This is a genomic window from Xylanimonas oleitrophica, assembly GCF_003244315.1.
Taxonomy (GTDB): Bacteria; Actinomycetota; Actinomycetes; order Actinomycetales; family Cellulomonadaceae; genus Xylanimonas_A; species Xylanimonas_A oleitrophica.
In genome coordinates this window covers 376,170-390,860 of record NZ_QKWH01000001.1, presented here as the reverse complement: position 1 = coordinate 390,860, position 14,691 = coordinate 376,170, and the positions used below count along the sequence as shown (strand labels likewise).

At 74.0% G+C, this 14,691-nt stretch carries 14 protein-coding genes, 1 other RNA gene and 1 pseudogene; 6 read left to right on the top strand and 10 right to left on the bottom strand.

Translation table 11 applies throughout. From position 1 onward, the window contains the following. Positions 1-86 precede the first annotated feature (86 nt). The 10 genes and pseudogenes from DNL40_RS16870 to DNL40_RS01770 all read right to left on the bottom strand — a co-directional run bounded on the left by DNL40_RS16870 (position 87) and on the right by DNL40_RS01770 (position 10,203). On the bottom strand, positions 87-1,127 hold the full coding sequence (locus tag DNL40_RS16870; RefSeq protein ID WP_111249505.1) for a DMT family transporter: 1,041 nt from the start codon (positions 1,125-1,127) through the stop codon (positions 87-89). A 134-nt stretch (positions 1,128-1,261) separates the two neighbouring features. Further along, the gene (locus tag DNL40_RS01815) at positions 1,262-2,305 is read right to left on the bottom strand and encodes a hypothetical protein (protein WP_146251992.1); all 1,044 of its coding nucleotides are present in this window, start codon (positions 2,303-2,305) and stop codon (positions 1,262-1,264) included. Positions 2,306-2,469: 164 nt separating this feature from the next. Then, positions 2,470-2,840, bottom strand: a transfer-messenger RNA (tmRNA) gene (gene ssrA, locus DNL40_RS01810). 115 nt (positions 2,841-2,955) lie between these two features. Continuing rightward, the gene (smpB, locus tag DNL40_RS01805; RefSeq protein WP_111249503.1) at positions 2,956-3,483 is read right to left on the bottom strand and encodes an SsrA-binding protein SmpB; all 528 of its coding nucleotides are present in this window, start codon (positions 3,481-3,483) and stop codon (positions 2,956-2,958) included. 180 nt (positions 3,484-3,663) lie between these two features. Then, positions 3,664-5,094, bottom strand: coding sequence for a M23 family metallopeptidase (locus DNL40_RS01800; RefSeq protein WP_111249502.1), 1,431 nt, complete (start codon positions 5,092-5,094; stop codon positions 3,664-3,666). 1 nt (position 5,095) lies between these two features. Then, positions 5,096-6,007 carry a permease-like cell division protein FtsX gene (gene ftsX, locus DNL40_RS01795; protein ID WP_111249501.1) on the bottom strand — a complete coding sequence of 304 codons (912 nt, stop codon included), beginning with the start codon at positions 6,005-6,007 and terminating at the stop codon, positions 5,096-5,098. Between the two features lie 669 nt (positions 6,008-6,676). Next, positions 6,677-7,354, bottom strand: a pseudogene (ftsE, locus tag DNL40_RS01785) (cell division ATP-binding protein FtsE); the annotation flags it as partial. 303 nt (positions 7,355-7,657) lie between these two features. After that, entirely contained in the window at positions 7,658-8,773 is a 1,116-nt protein-coding gene (gene prfB / locus DNL40_RS01780) for a peptide chain release factor 2 (protein WP_111249500.1), read from the bottom strand. Between the two features lie 79 nt (positions 8,774-8,852). After that, a complete protein-coding gene (locus DNL40_RS01775) occupies positions 8,853-9,275 on the bottom strand; it encodes an ankyrin repeat domain-containing protein (protein ID WP_111249499.1) in 423 nt (140 codons plus the stop codon). A gap of 10 nt (positions 9,276-9,285) precedes the next feature. Then, positions 9,286-10,203 carry an SDR family NAD(P)-dependent oxidoreductase gene (locus DNL40_RS01770; protein ID WP_245885577.1) on the bottom strand — a complete coding sequence of 306 codons (918 nt, stop codon included), beginning with the start codon at positions 10,201-10,203 and terminating at the stop codon, positions 9,286-9,288. A gap of 224 nt (positions 10,204-10,427) precedes the next feature. On the opposite strand from DNL40_RS01770, the gene DNL40_RS01765 reads away from it, so the two are divergent. The 6 genes from DNL40_RS01765 to DNL40_RS01740 all read left to right on the top strand — a co-directional run bounded on the left by DNL40_RS01765 (position 10,428) and on the right by DNL40_RS01740 (position 14,643). Continuing rightward, the gene (locus DNL40_RS01765) at positions 10,428-11,699 is read left to right on the top strand and encodes a TadA family conjugal transfer-associated ATPase (RefSeq protein WP_111249498.1); all 1,272 of its coding nucleotides are present in this window, start codon (positions 10,428-10,430) and stop codon (positions 11,697-11,699) included. Position 11,700: 1 nt separating this feature from the next. Continuing rightward, positions 11,701-12,558, top strand: a complete 858-nt coding sequence (locus DNL40_RS01760; protein ID WP_111249497.1) for a type II secretion system F family protein — start codon at positions 11,701-11,703, stop codon at positions 12,556-12,558. Beyond that, positions 12,555-13,493, top strand: a complete 939-nt coding sequence (locus DNL40_RS01755) for a type II secretion system F family protein (protein ID WP_111249496.1) — start codon at positions 12,555-12,557, stop codon at positions 13,491-13,493. The genes DNL40_RS01760 and DNL40_RS01755 overlap by 4 nt, the downstream gene beginning before the upstream one ends. 27 nt (positions 13,494-13,520) lie before the next feature. Next, on the top strand, positions 13,521-13,721 hold the full coding sequence (locus tag DNL40_RS01750) for a hypothetical protein (RefSeq protein WP_111249495.1): 201 nt from the start codon (positions 13,521-13,523) through the stop codon (positions 13,719-13,721). Between the two features lie 101 nt (positions 13,722-13,822). Further along, on the top strand, positions 13,823-14,170 hold the full coding sequence (locus DNL40_RS01745; protein WP_111249494.1) for a TadE/TadG family type IV pilus assembly protein: 348 nt from the start codon (positions 13,823-13,825) through the stop codon (positions 14,168-14,170). Positions 14,171-14,172: 2 nt separating this feature from the next. Beyond that, the gene (locus DNL40_RS01740) at positions 14,173-14,643 is read left to right on the top strand and encodes a pilus assembly protein (protein WP_245885576.1); all 471 of its coding nucleotides are present in this window, start codon (positions 14,173-14,175) and stop codon (positions 14,641-14,643) included. Positions 14,644-14,691: the final 48 nt, after the last annotated feature.

The window sequence follows — 14,691 nt, the reverse complement described above, 5'->3', positions numbered from 1 at the left end:
ACCCTAGCGATGTGGTGGAGGCCACAGCTCCCCTGGCACCGTGGTCGCGTGCCCGCTGGTCCGGCCTCGTCGGCAGACGGCCGGCACTACCGGCGGGCCGCCCTCCGGGCGCCCGCCCGCCTCGGCCGCTGCACCACCAGGAGCGCGGCGACCGCCACCGCCGTCGTGGCCACCAGCGTCGGCCATCGCACGGGCACCACGCCCAGCACGTCCAGGCCCAGGGCCATCACCATCTGCCCGCTGACCACGGTGATGGTCAGCACGAACGTGCCCAGGTGGCGCACCGCGTACGCCGCCGCGATCGTGATCAGGGTGCCCAGCGGGCCGCCCAGGTACAGCCACCACTGCGACGGCAGACGTACGCCGTCGAGCAGCCCGAACGGCACCAGCACGGCGCACACCGCCGAGATGCCCACCAGGCCGCCGGTGACCGACGTCAGCGTGGCCAGCACCGGGTCGCCCGTCAGGTGCGTCACCCGTCCGTTGCCCACCTGCTGGACGCACAGCAGCGCACCGCTCAGGAACAACGCCGCCACCGCGACCACCACCGGCCAGCCCGCACCCGACGCCGACGCGCCGCCCAGCACCGCGAACCCCAGGCCCGCCAGCGCCAGCGCGCCCGCCAGGAGCCGCCGCGGCGACAACCGGATCGGGGCCGGCACGGCGACGCCGCGCGCGTCCAGGGCCAGGCCCGCGATCGTCTGCCCTGCGACCGTGCACACGGACGCCACCGCCACGCCCACCAGCGGGATGCCCGCGGACATCGCCACCACCAACGGGACGCTGCACAACCCCACCGCGAACCACCACCAGGCGGCCGCGCCGCGCAGCAGGCTGACGGTGACCGCCACACGCCGTCGGGCCACCACGAGCAGCACGGCTGCCAGGAGCGTGCCCACGTACGAGAACCACGTGGCGAGCACCGGCCCCGTCCCCGCCGTGGCGAGGTCGCCGTTGAGTCGGCCCTGCAGCGAGATGAGCGCACCGCTGCCCACCGCCACCAGCACCGCGACGGTCAACCGGGCGCCCACCCGCGGGTCCGTGGCCCCCTCGGCGGCCGGGTGGGCGTCGCCCGGCGTCACGGCGGGGCGCACGAGCTCGTCGCGCGCGGGTCGGGGTCGGTTCACAGGGCGCCTCTCGGGGTGTCAGCTCTCGGAGAGGGCGACGCTACCGGGGCTGAGGGCCCCCGCGCCGACGCCACCATGGTGACCGCGCGCCGCGGCGTGCGCGAGCGGTGCCCCGGCCACCGCCGGGGCCACCGTCAGTGGCACACGAAGGTCATCGTGACGCCGCTCCAGGACGCCACGGGGATCATGCGGCAGCCCGCGCCGCCGTCCGACGCCCCGCTCCCGCCCGAGGACGCACCGGTGCTGGAGGACCCGCCGCCGGAGGACCCGGCGGCCGCACGACGTGCCGCGGCCTGGCGGGCAGCGGCCTCCTCGGCGGCGACGACCTCGGCGTGAGAGGCCCGCACCGCCTCCGCGGCGGCCCCCAGCTCACGCACGCGGTCGGCGGCGCCAGGGTCGAGCCCGAGCGCCGCGCCACGCACCTCGGGGGCGGTCGCGGCGTCCGAGGGCACGAGCGCGCCCAGCTCCTCGACGGCCGCGGCCGCCGCCGCCAGGCGCGCGCGGGGCTCCTCCCCCGCGCGCTCGTGCTGGTGCGGCGTGGCGCGTGCCGGCTCGACGACGGCCGGCGCGACCGCGGCCAGCAGCCCCACGTAACCGCGCGCAGCAGCGTGGACCTCGGTCTCCTGCGCGCGAGCCTCCGCCGCCACCGCTGCCAGCCGAGCCACCTCGGCGTCACGCACCCGCTCCGCCTCGGCCAGCGCGGCGTCGTCGCCCGTGCCGACGTACCGGGCGGCCAGGACGTCGGCGAGCGGCTTCTCGTCGAGGTCCGGCGCGAGGGACGGGAGCGGCTGCTCCTCGGACGTCAGCACGGCCGCCAGCGCCTCGACCCCTGCGCTCAGGCGCCCTGCCGTCTCCTCGTCGGCGACCTCCATCGCCGCCTCGGTGAACGGCAGCGCCACGTCGTCGAGCAGGTCGCGTGCGGCGGACTGCGCGTCCTGCCGTGCGGCGACGGCTGCGCGGGCCTCCTCCAGGGCGTCCGTGAGCAGCCGGGCGTCGGCAGCGGCGAGCGCCGTGAGCCGCTCGACGCGCTGCCGCTCCAGGTGCGCGGGCACCAGCACGGCGGCTGCCACGGTCGCCGGGACGAGCACGGCGAGCGCCGCGACGAGAGCCACGAGCGCGGGCCGGCGGCGCCGTGCTGGCGATCGGCCGGCGCCGGAAGGCTGGGTCAGGGCGTCCATGTCGCCGAGCGTAGGGCGCGAGCCGGCCCGTGCGGCCCCGGCCCGGGGCGGAAGGTTCCGCCGTCCGCACGGGCGGCCCAGGACACCGCGGCGCGAACAGCAGGAGGGCGAACAGCACGAAGGCCGCACCCCGAGGGGTGCGGCCTTCGTACGACAACTGTCGGTGGTGGAGCTGCAGGGAATCGAACCCTGGTCCGGTGACGCTTGTCGAGGACTTCTCCGGGCGCAGTCTGCTGTGGATTTTCTCGGCCCCTACGCTTGCGCAGACACATTCGTAGACGGGCCCAGTCGTCTAAGAGTCCCCCTAGCCCCGACGACGTGGGCTAGGAGCAGTGGCTCTCTAGATGACGCGAGCTACCGGGTCGAGAGCGATCCCGGGCTCACGGACTTCGAGGCTCGCTCAGGCGGCGAGGGCGAAGTCGTTGCGCGACTTATCGGCAACTATTGGTTCGCAGGCAATGCGTTTACGAGATGAGCCTGCATCCTCGGCCCGCTTCTCCTCGAGGCACGACCACCGTCGAAACCGATCAGCCCCATGTGCAGTTGTCAATCTTGCCCTGACCGAGGCCAGGTCCCGGGGCGTGCCCCGGGAGTCCCATCGTAGTGGGTCAACCGGACGTGGTGCGAGCGTATTCCGCCGCAGCCCCGGCTCAGCCCAGCATCTCCTTGTGCCGCATGGCACGCTGCGCCTCGCGCATGTCCTGCTTCTCGCGCAGCGTCTGCCGCTTGTCGTACTCCTTCTTGCCTCGGGCGAGGGCGATCTCCACCTTGGCCCGCCCGTCGAGGAAGTACAGCGACAGCGGCACCACGGTGTGGCCCTTCTCCTGAGCCTTGGACTGCAGGCGCAGGATCTCGTCCTTGTGCAGCAGCAGCTTGCGCTTGCGCCGCGGCGCGTGGTTGTTCCAGGTGCCCTGGAAGTACTCGGGGATGTGCACGCCCTCGAGCCACGCCTCGCCACGGTCCACCAGCACGAACCCGTCCACGAGCGACGCCCGGCCCATGCGCAGGGCCTTGACCTCGGTGCCGGAGAGCACGATGCCCGCCTCGTAGACGTCCTCGATCACGTAGTCGTGGCGCGCCTTCTTGTTGTTCGCCACGATCTGGCGCGCCGGTCCCTGCGGGGCCTTCGGCTTCTGCTTCGGCTGAGCCTGCGGTACCTGCTTGGGCGCCTTGGCCACGGTGTGCTCCTTCCTCGTCGCACGCTCCTGCCGGTGCTACGAGGCACGACGGCGGAGCGCGACGTCCCAGGATACGCGCAGCGCCGCGGGGAGCCAGGGAATTCCTGGTCCCCGCGGCGCGGGCGGCCGGGCCCGGTTAGTCCCGGCGGGTCCGCCGCGGCGCGGTCGTCGCCGCACGCGTCACGGCAGCCAGGCCACCGGGTTGGTGGAGGAGCCGTTGACGTACACCTCGAAGTGCAGGTGCGGTCCGGTGATGCGGCCGGTGCCGCCGGAGTACCCGATGATCTGCCCCTTGCGCACCCACTGGCCCACCTGGGCGCGGCCGTTGTTCGCCAGGTGCAGGTAGCGGGTGCGCACGTTCTGGCCGTTGTAGCTGCCGTGGTTGATGCGCACGTTGCACCCGGGACCGTCGGCGCAGTAGGAGGCGTCGACCTCGCCGTCCTGCGCGGCGTAGATGGGCGCCCCGTAGCCGGCGCGGAAGTCCGAGCCCGCGTGCAGCATCCACACGCCGTACGTGGGGCTCAGGCGCATCCCGTAGTGGCTCGTCACCACGCGGGAGTCAGTGGGCCATCCGAGGAAGCTCCTGGAGCTGGAGCCCCCGCCGCCCCCGCCGCCCCCGCCGGCGGAGCCGCCTCCGCCACCGCCGGACCCGCCACCGGAGGTGCTGCCCGACCCTCCGCCCGACCCGCTGCCCGCGTTGGCCTGCTCCCGGGCGGCGGCGGCCGCCGCCGCCTCCTGCGCACGCCGCGCCGCGATCTCGGCGTCGCGCTGCTTCTGCTGCTGGATGAGCTGCTTGATGTCCGCCTCGACGGCAGCCTGCTCCTTCTTGTTCTGCTCGATCTCCTGCAGGGCTGTCGCGCGCTCGGCCTCGACCTCGGCCTTGAGCCGGCGCTGCTGGGCGATGAGCCCCTCGACCTCGGACTTGCGCTGCTGGGCCTGCTGCTGGGCGCTGCGGGCGACCACCACGTTGTCGTCGGCCGCCTTCTTCAGCTGCCCGATGGTCTGCCGGATCGCCTCCAGACGGGCCTGCTGGTTGCGCGCGACGGCCTCGGCGTCCTGCAGCTCGGTGAGCGTGCGCGCCTGGCTGCGGGCGGCGGAGGACGTGACGGCGTAGCTCTGCAGGAACTCCTCGGTGCTCTGCGCACCGGTCACCAGGCCGAGGGCGGAGACCTCGCCCTTGCCGCGCGCGGCCTCCCGCGCCATCTGCACGATGTCGGCGCGGGCCGCGTCGACCTGGCCGGCGCCCGCCTGGATCTGCGCGGTGACGGACGCCTCCTCGTCCTGCGCGTCCTGCAGGCGCTGGGCGAGGATCTCCGCCTCGCGGCGCGCCTTCTCGAGCTTCGCCTGCGCGGCGGCCAGCTCCGCCTCCGCGAGCGGCAGCCTGCCCTCCACCTCGTTGAGTGCGAGCACGGCCTGGCTGAGCTTCGCGTTGGAGTGCTCCAGGTCGTTCTGCAGCTCCTCGCGCTCGGCCTTCTTGGCCCGCGCCTGCGCCTCGGCCGCAGCACGCCGGTCGTCGATGTCGTCCGCGACGGCCGTGGCCGCCACCCCGAGCCCCAGGGTCGCGGCGAGCACCCCGGCCATCGCGGCCCGGAGGATCCTGGTCGTTCTCATGTCACACCCTCGTGTAGCGGTTGAGCGTCACCACGGACGACACCACCGCGAGCGCGACGGCGATGCCGACCAGGAGGGGGGCGACCTGCAGGACGTCGGTGGTGCCGATGTAGGCCACCCAGTCCACGGACTTCTCGAGCCAGTCGGTCACCAGGTACCGCACTCCCAGCCACAGGCCACCGACGGCGAGCAACGAGCCCACGACGGCGGCGATGGCCCCCTCCAGGATGAACGGCAGCTGGACGAACAGGTTGGAGGCACCGACCAGCCGCATGATGCCGGTCTCGCGCTTCCGGGACACCGCCGAGAGGCGGATCGTCGTCGTGATGAGCAGGCCGGCCGTCAGCAGCATGACGACGGCCAGGCCCGCCGCGATGAGCGAGGCGCGGTTCAGGGCGAGGAACAGCGGCTGGAAGACCGCCCGCTGGTCCTCGACCACCTCGACACCGTCACGGCCGGACAGGACGTCGGAGACCACCTCGAAGCTCTCGGGGTCGGCCAGCTTGAGCCGGAACGACGCCTGCATGTCGTCCTCGGTGAGCTGCGTGCCCTGGTACCCGTCGGGGTAGCGCTCCTGGAACGCGGCGAACGCGTCGCCCTTGGACTCGAAGTAGGTGTGTGCCACCTCGGAGCCGAGCTCGGTGGAGATGACGTTCTCGATCGTGTCGATCTGCTCGGGCGTGGCCTCCCCCGCCGCGCACGTGGCGGCGGTCGAGCCGGTGGGGCACAGGAAGACGGAGACCTCGACGAGGTCGTACCAGTCGCCCTTGAGCTTGTCGACCTGCTTCTGGATCAGGGCCGCGGAGCCCACGAACCCGAGGGAGACGAAGGTGACGAGCACGACGGAGACGACCATCGAGAGGTTGCGGCGCAGACCGTGCGCCACCTCGGTGAGGACGAACTGGAGACGCACCGCTCAGCCCTCCCGGCCCGCGCGGACCGCGTTCTCGCGCAGCACCTGCTGCACGACGTCGTCGGCGTCCGACGGCGGGCGGCCCGCGGGGTCGGTGCGGCGACCGGCGCCGTAGGGCGCCGGGCGGCCATAGGTGACGGGCTCTGCCGGGGTCGGCGGCTCAGGCGTGGGCTCCGCGGCGGGCTGCGGCACGACCTGCTGGACCGTCTGCTGGAGCGGCTGCTGGACCGTCTGCCGCTCGTGCACGGGCGCCACCTGCGGCAGCGTCCCGGTGTGCGTGGCGGCCCACTGCGGCCGCATCGGGGTCGCGGGCACGGCGGGGACGGGGGCCGACGGCGTCGGCTGGCCCGGAGCGGTCACGGTGCCGAGGCTGATGCGCCGCTCGGCACGGCTGAGGGCGCCCTGGCGACGCCGGCGCGTCGGAGCGGCGGGGCTGGCGGGCGCCGTCGGGGCGCTGACAGCGGGCAGCGGAGCGCTGGCGGTCGGCACCGGAGCGCCGGCGGCCGCCTCCTGCGCGGCCCGGGCGGCGGCAGCCTCCGCAGCCCGCTCGGCCTCGATGTCTCCCACCTCGGGCGTGATCTCGATGCGCGGCTCGGCCGAGCGGGCCACCTTCACCGGGGCGTCGAGCACCGGCGTGGCCGCGACGTCGGGCAGGATCCGCTCCCGCTCGCCGTACACGCCGGCGGCCTCGTCGCGCACCACGTGCCCCGCGGACAGCTCGACGACGCGCTTGCGCATCTCGTTGACGATCTCGTCGTCGTGGGTGGCCATGATGACGGTGGTGCCGGTGCGGTTGATCCGCTCCAGCAGGCGCATGATGCCCAGCGACGTGGTGGGGTCCAGGTTTCCGGTGGGCTCGTCGCACAGCAGGATCGGCGGCCGGTTGACGAACGCGCGGGCGATCGCCACGCGCTGCTGCTCACCACCGGACAGCTCGTGCGGGCGGCGCTTCTCCTTGCCGTCGAGGCCCACCATCTCCAGCACCTCGGGCACGGTCGTCTTGATGACGTGACGGGGCCGGCCGATCACCTGGAGCGCGAACGCGACGTTCTCGTAGACCGTCTTGCCGGGCAGCAGGCGGAAGTCCTGGAAGACCATGCCGATGTTGCGGCGCAGCGACGGCACCTTCCAGTAGGACAGGCGCGAGAGGTCGCGGCCGGCCACGTAGACCTTGCCGCGGGTGGGACGCTCCTCGCGCAGGGCCAGGCGCAGGAAGGTCGACTTGCCGGAGCCGGAGGCGCCGACGAGGAAGACGAACTCGCCACGGGCGATGTCCACGCTCGCCTCATCGAGCGCAGGCCTCGCCCCCCTGGCGTAGACCTTCGTCACGTTCTCGAATCGGATCACGGCGCGGGCTCCCGTGCTCGGGGACAGTGCTGCGGGACCGACGACGACCGGCGGTCCCGGTCAACGAGAGTCGCACGCACGCCGCCCGCGCCGGGGCAGTGACACGCGGCGTGCCGCGGATCACCGCGTCGCCCGGGGCAACGTCACCCGCTGCGCGGCGTTGACGACGGGCACCACCGCTCCCCCGACCGTCCCGGCACCCGGGGCCGGAGAGACGGCGGAGGGACCCGGCGCGGCTGCGCCCGGTCCCTCCGTGGTCCGCGGTCACCCCGTGCTGGGGCCACCTCGCGTCGCGCTCGTGGCTCAGGCGTCGGCGGTCTGCGCCGAGCGGCGCCAGCGGATGCCCGCCTCGATGAAGTCGTCGATCGCGCCGTCGAACACCGCGGCCGGGTTGCCCGACTCGTGCTCCGTGCGCAGGTCCTTGACCATCTGGTACGGCTGCAGCACGTAGGAGCGCATCTGGTCGCCCCAGCTCGCCTTGATGTCGCCGGCGAGCTCCTTCTTCTTGGCCGCCTCCTCCTGCTGGCGCACCAGCAGCAGGCGCGACTGGAGCACGCGCAGGGCGGCGGCGCGGTTCTGGATCTGCGACTTCTCGTTCTGCATCGACACGACGATGCCCGTGGGGATGTGCGTCATGCGCACGGCGGAGTCGGTCGTGTTGACCGACTGCCCGCCCGGGCCCGAGGAGCGGAACACGTCCACCTTGATCTCCGACTCGGGGATCTCGATGGAGTCGGTCTGCTCGATGAGCGGGATCACCTCGACCGCCGCGAACGACGTCTGGCGGCGGCCCTGGTTGTCGAACGGCGAGATCCGCACGAGGCGGTGGGTGCCGGCCTCGACCGACAGGTTGCCGAACGCGTAGGGCGCGTTGACCTCGAACGTGGCGGACTTGAGGCCGGCCTCCTCGGCGTACGAGGTGTCCATGACCCGCGTGGGGTAGCCGTGCCGCTCGGCCCAGCGCAGGTACATGCGCATGAGCATCTCGGCGAAGTCTGCGGCGTCGACGCCGCCGGCGCCGGCGCGGATGGTGACGACGGCCTCGCGGGCGTCGTACTCGCCGGCGAGGAGCGTGCGGATCTCGAGCGCGTCGAGGTCCTTGCGGATGGCGGCGACCTCGGCCTCGGCCTCCTCCAGCGTCGCCTCGTCCTCCATCTCCTGGCCCATCTCGACCAGGGTCTCGACGTCGTCGATGCGCTGGCCGAGGTCCTTGACGCGGTTCAGCTCGGCCTGCGTGGCCGAGAGCGCGGAGGTGACCTTCTGGGCAGCCTCGGGGTCGTCCCACAGGTCGGGGGCCGAGGCCTGCTCGGAGAGCTCGGCGACCTTCCGGCGCAGCACCTCGGGGTCGCTCACACCCTCGATGGACTCGAGGGTGGCGCGGAGCGCCTTGATCTCTGCGGGGAAGTCGATGGATGCCACGAGGTTCAAGGTTACCCGCGCCGAGCGGGTCGGGCGTCCGGCGGCGCCGGGTGCGGTGCGGCGCCGCCGGAGGGGCGGGTCAGGCGACGGGCCGCTCGGGCAGGGTGCGCCCGAACTGCTGCGCCGTCTGGCGGGCGGTGGGCACCCCGACGTCGGGGTCGGCGCCGAGCTCCACGAGCGCCTCGATCACGGTGTCGTTGGCCTTGAAGACGGCGCCGGCGAGCGGCGACTGGCCGCGCAGGTTGAGGGCGTCGACGTCGGCGCCGCGGGCCGCGAGCCCGCGGACCAGCTCGGCGTGCCCGTGGTAGGCGGCGAGCATGAGGAGGCTGTCGCCCTGCTCGTTGGTGAGGTTGGGGTCCACGCCCGCGTCGACGAACTCCAGCAGCAGGTCGGCGCCCGCCCGGGCGAGGTCGAACATCTGCGCGAGGTCCACGGGCAGCCGGTCCGGCTTCTCGGAGGTGCCTGCCGTGGGGTCCGGGCCGGGGGTGTTGGCGTCGCTCATGGCCGTGACGTTACCGATCGTGGCGGCGGCTCGCCTCGCGCCCGGCGCGCGACGGCCGGGCGGCGAGGGCGTGGACGGCGGTGCGCGCACGCAGCGGCAGCACCGAGCCCAGCAGGGCCATCGTGCGGGCCTTGACCGAGCGCACCACCACCTTGTCCTTGCCGGCGAACAGGGCGTCGCAGGCGTCCCTCGCCACCTTGGCGGGGCTGTCCTTGGGGCCCCGGCCCATCGGCGTGGTGGTCTGGGGGCCGCCCGCGAAGTAGTCGGTGGCGGTGGGGCCGGGCAGCAGGGCGGTGACGGTGACACCGGTACGGCGCAGCTCGTGGCGCAGCGCCTCGGCGAACGAGAGGGCGAAGGCCTTGGAGGCCGCATAGGTGGCGTAGTAGGGCCCGGGCATCAGGGCTGCCACGGACGACGTGACCAGCACCCTCCCCCGCCCGCGCTCCGCCATGGGCGGTACCAGCCGCTTGGCCAGGTGCACCAGGGCGGTGACGTTGACCGCGACGACGTCGAGGTCCTTCTCCAGCGGCGTGTCCACGAACGCCCCGGAGTTGCCGACGCCGGCGTTGAGCGCCAGCACCTCGACCGGGCGCCCGACGGCGAGCACCGCCTCCTCCAGCGCCCGCAGCCCCGCCGTGGTGCGCAGGTCCGCCTGCACGGGCTGCACCCACGCCCCCGCCTCGGCGAGGTCGCGGGGACGGGCGAGGTCGCGGGGAGGGGCGAGGTCGCGGGTCGCGGCGGCGACGTCGTCCTCGGCGGTGGCGACGACGTCGAACCCGCGGGCGACGAGCTCGCGCGCCAGCTCCAGGCCGATGCCGCTGGACGCGCCGGTGACGACGGCGAGCGGCCGGGCGGACGCCTGGTGGTGCAGGACGCCGGGCGTTCGGTCCGTGGTCGCGCCTGGGACGTTCCTGGGGTCGGTGGTCACCGGTACAGGTGACCCGCGGCCAGCGCGGGTCGCAATCCGAGAGCGAGCCCGGGCCACCCGTCCAGGGTGGGTGCGAACAGAGGCCGGCCACCTCCTCCGGAGGTTCTCCACAGGCCGTTCCCGGAGGTCACCCAGTTCCCCTACCCTCTGGGCTTGGCTCCGCAGCAGGCGGCGCTGCAGCGGCTGGGACGGTCGCGCACCGAAGCACCGACCAGAGGAAACGCATGACTGTCGCGAGCCAGGACGCAGGGGCGACGCTCCTCGAGCGCGAGGTCCGCGAGCTCGTGCGCCGCCGCGGGATCGACCCGGTCCGCGAGCGCCCCGAGCTCGCCAGCCTCGTGGCCGAGGCCGTGGGCGACTACGTCGAGCGCAGCGCGCGCGGGCTCGTGCCGCCGCTGCACGACGCCGACGCCACCGCGCGCGTCATCGTCGACGCCCTGGCGGGGCTGGGCCCGCTGCAGCAGTACCTGGACGACCCGTCCGTCGAGGAGATCTGGGTCAACTCACCCGCCCAGGTGTTCGTGGCACGCGGCGGGGTGTCCGAGCTGACGACGACCCTCCTGACCACCCAGCAGGTGCGCGACCTGGTGGAGCGCATGCTCAAGGCCAGCGGGCGGCGCCTGGACCTCAGCTCGCCGTTCGTCGACGCGGCGCTGCCCGACGGTTCCCGGCTCCACGTGGTCATCCCCGACGTCACCCGCGAGCACATGGCGGTCAACATCCGCAAGCACGTGGTGCGCGCGACCCGGCTGGAGCACCTCGTCCGGCTGGGCTCGCTCACGCCGCACGCGGCGGCGTTCCTGGACGCGGCCGTGCGCGCCGGCCTGAACATCCTCGTGGCCGGGGCGACGCAGAGCGGCAAGACGACGATGCTCAACGCGTTGTCGGGCTCGATCCCGTCGGGTCAGCGCGTCATCACGTGCGAGGAGGTGTTCGAGCTGCGGCTCGACGTCCGCGACCTGGTGGCGATGCAGTGCCGCCAGCCGAGCCTCGAGGGCACCGGCGAGATCCCGTTGCGCCGCCTGGTGAAGGAGGCCCTGCGGATGCGGCCCGACCGCATCGTCATCGGCGAGGTCCGCGAGGCGGAGAGCTTCGACATGCTCGTGGCGCTGAACGCGGGGATCCCGGGGACGTGCACGCTGCACGCGAACAGCGCCCGGGAGGCCATCAACAAGATGTGCACCCTGCCGCTGCTGGCGGGCGAGAACGTCACGCACCACTTCGTGGTGCCGACGGTGGCCTCGGCGATCGACGTCGTCGTGCACCTGGGGGTGACGCCTGACGGCGAGCGGCAGGTCCGGGAGATCGTGGCCGTCACCGGCCGGGTCGAGGAGGGCAGGGTCGAGACGGCGGGTCTGTTCCACCGCCTGCCGGCCTCGCAGGGCGGGCAGCTGGTGCGGGGTGACGGTTTCCCCACGGGCGAGGAGCGGTTCGCCCGGGTCGGTGTGGACGTGCGTGCGCTGCTCGCGTCGTCGACGGCGGAGGTGGCGGGCTGACATGGGCGTGCTCGTCGGGCTGGTGCTGGGGCTGGGGCTCTTCTGCGTCTGGTGGTCCTTCTGGGAGCCGCCGGCGAGATCGACACGCGTCGCCGCACGCCGTGCCCGCACGCAGGACCTACTGGTCCAGGCGGGGGCGAGCGGTGTGACACCTGGTGCGCTCTACGGCGCGAGCGCCGCGGTCGCGTCCGTCGTCTTCCTGGCCGTGCTGGCCACCACCCGGTCACCCGCCATCGCCGTGTGCTTCACCGTCATGGCCGCTGCCGCGCCGTCCGCCCTCGTCCGCGCTCGGGCGCGCAAGCGGCGGCGGGACCTGCGGGACGTGTGGCCGGAGGTGGTGGACCATCTGGCTTCCGGCGTCCGCGCCGGGCTCTCCCTCCCCGAGGCGGTGAGCCAGCTGGGCGAGCGGGGGCCGGCGGAGCTGCGGGAGCCGTTCACGCGGTTCGCCGCCGACTACCGGGCCACGGGCCGCTTCTCCGAGTGCCTCGACCTGCTCAAGGCACGGCTGGCCGACCCGGTGGCGGACCGGATCATCGAGGCGCTGCGGCTCACGCGGGAGGTGGGCGGTACCGACCTGGGGCGCCTGCTGCGCACCCTGTCGACGTTCCTGCGCGAGGACGCACGCACCCGCGGCGAGCTGGAGGCCAGGCAGTCCTGGACCGTCAACGGGGCCCGGCTGGCGGCTGCCGGGCCGTGGCTCGTGCTGGCGTTCCTCGCGACCCGGCCGGAGACGGCGCGCGCGTACGACTCCGCCGCGGGCGTGGCCGTGCTGGCCGGAGGAGCGGCGTGCTCGGTGGTGGCCTACCAGATCATGATCCAGATCGGCCGGCTGCCCGAGGAAGGCCGGGTGCTGCGATGAGCGAGTGGTTCTCGCCTCTCGGGGCGCTGCTGGGACTGGTGGGCGGTCTGGGCGTGCTGCTGGTCGTCGTCGGTGTGCGGGCGCGCCGCATGACGTTGGTGGAGCGGCTCGCCCCTGCCCTGCGACCGCGGGACTCGACCAGCGGGCTGCTGCGCGAGATGCCTGTCCGCTCACCGTTCCCCGTGGTGGAGCGGCTCTTGGCACCGTGGGCTGCGGACGTGGCCCACTGGTTCGAGCGTCTGGGCTCGCCGCGGGCCGAGGTGCGGCGGCGGCTGGACCGGGCCGGGTCGTCGGAGACCGTCGACCAGTTCCGTGCACGCCAGGTGGTGTGGACGGTCGCGGGTCTCACGGCCGGCCTCGCGCTCGCCCTCCTCATCGGGGCGACGCGCGGGTTCGCTGTGCTGCCGCTGCTCCTGCTGGTCGTGATCAGCGGGGCGTGCGGGTTCGTGGCCTGCGACCAGGCGCTCAGCCGCCAGATCACGCAGCGCGAGGAACGCATGGCGGCGGAGTTCCCGACTGTCGCCGAGCTCCTCGCCCTCGCCGTGACCGCTGGGGAGGCGCCGGTGTCGGCGCTGGAACGGGTCGCCACGACCGCGCGCGGCGAGCTCTCGGTGGAGATCGGGCACATGCTCGCGGCGGTGCGTGCCGGTGCCCCCATCGCGACGGCGCTGGTCGACATGGCCGACCGCACCGGCCTGCCCTCGCTGACCCGCTTCGCGGAGGGGGTCGCCGTCGCCCTCGAGCGCGGCACACCGCTCGCGGAGGTGCTGCGCGCACAGGCGCAGGACGTCCGGGAGGCGGGGCGCCGCGCTCTCATGGAGGCGGGTGGCAAGAAGGAGGTCGCGATGCTCGTCCCGGTCGTCTTCCTCATCCTCCCCGTGACCGTCGTCTTCGCCGTCTTCCCCTCGTTCGCCACGCTCCGCATCGGTCTGTGACCGATGCAGCCCAGGAAAGGAACCCCCATGACCGAACTTCGCGACACCCCCGCCTCGACGGAGCACGACACGGCGCTGCCCGCCGTCCACGACCCTGAGCGCGGGGACGTGCCCGGCTGGGTGCTCGTCACCCTCATGACGGCGGGCCTCGTCGTCGCCCTGTGGGCTATCGCCGGGCCTCTCCTGGAGGACGCGTTCCGTCAGGCGATCTCGAGCGTCACGGGGTGAGGGCGGTGCCGCGTGGCGGCGTCCGCGCCCCTGGCTCGGCGGGTGCGAGCAGCTCAGAACCCGACCCGGGTCATGGCGGTGCCGACGAGCGGGGGTCGGCCGTGGCCGAGTTCGCCATGGTCGCGGCCCTCGTCGTCGCGATCTTCCTCGCCGTTGCCCAGGTGGGGTTCGTGCAGCACGTCCGCGCGCTGGCGATCGACGCCGCGGCCGAGGGTGCGCGTGTCGCCGCACGCGCAGACCGCACGGCGGCTGACGGCGCCGCGCGGACCCGTGAGCTGCTCAGCACGTCGTTGTCGGCCCGCTACGCGAGCGACGTGACCGTCGGCCGCACCCACGTGGACGGCCTGCCGGTGGTGGAGGTGACGGTGCGGACGCCGTTCCCGGTGGTCGGCGTCCTCGGGCCGTCGGGGGCCATGACCGTCCAGGGTCACGCGCTGGAGGAGGGATGAGCGTGCAGGACGAGCCACCGCAGCAGCAGGGCGACGGCGAGCGCGGCAGCGCCGTGGTCGAGTTCATCGGCACGGCGGTGCTCCTCCTGATCCCCCTGATCTACCTCGTGCTGGTGGCCGGGCGGTTGCAGGCAGGAGCCTTCGCGGCCGAGGGCGCCGCGCGGGAGGCTGCCCGCGCGATGGTGACGGCGTCGAGCACCGGTCAGGGGCTCGCCCGGGCCCACACGGCGACGGCCATCGCCTTCGCGGACCAGGGCTTCGACCGCGGGGCGGCGCACGAGCCGGGCGTGCTGACGTTCGAGTGCTCGGCGGACCCGTGCCTGACCCCGGACGCGAGCGTGGGCGTGCGGGTACGGCTGGAGGTGCCGCTGCCGTTCGTGCCCAGCGGCCTGCGCGGCTGGGTCCCGCTGGCCGTCCCGGTCGAGGCGGGCCACGTGGCGGTCGTGGACCGTTACGCCGACGTCGGCGGGTAGCCACCGGCGTCCCGGGCTCCCCGCGGCACCCGGTGAGACGCCCCGGCC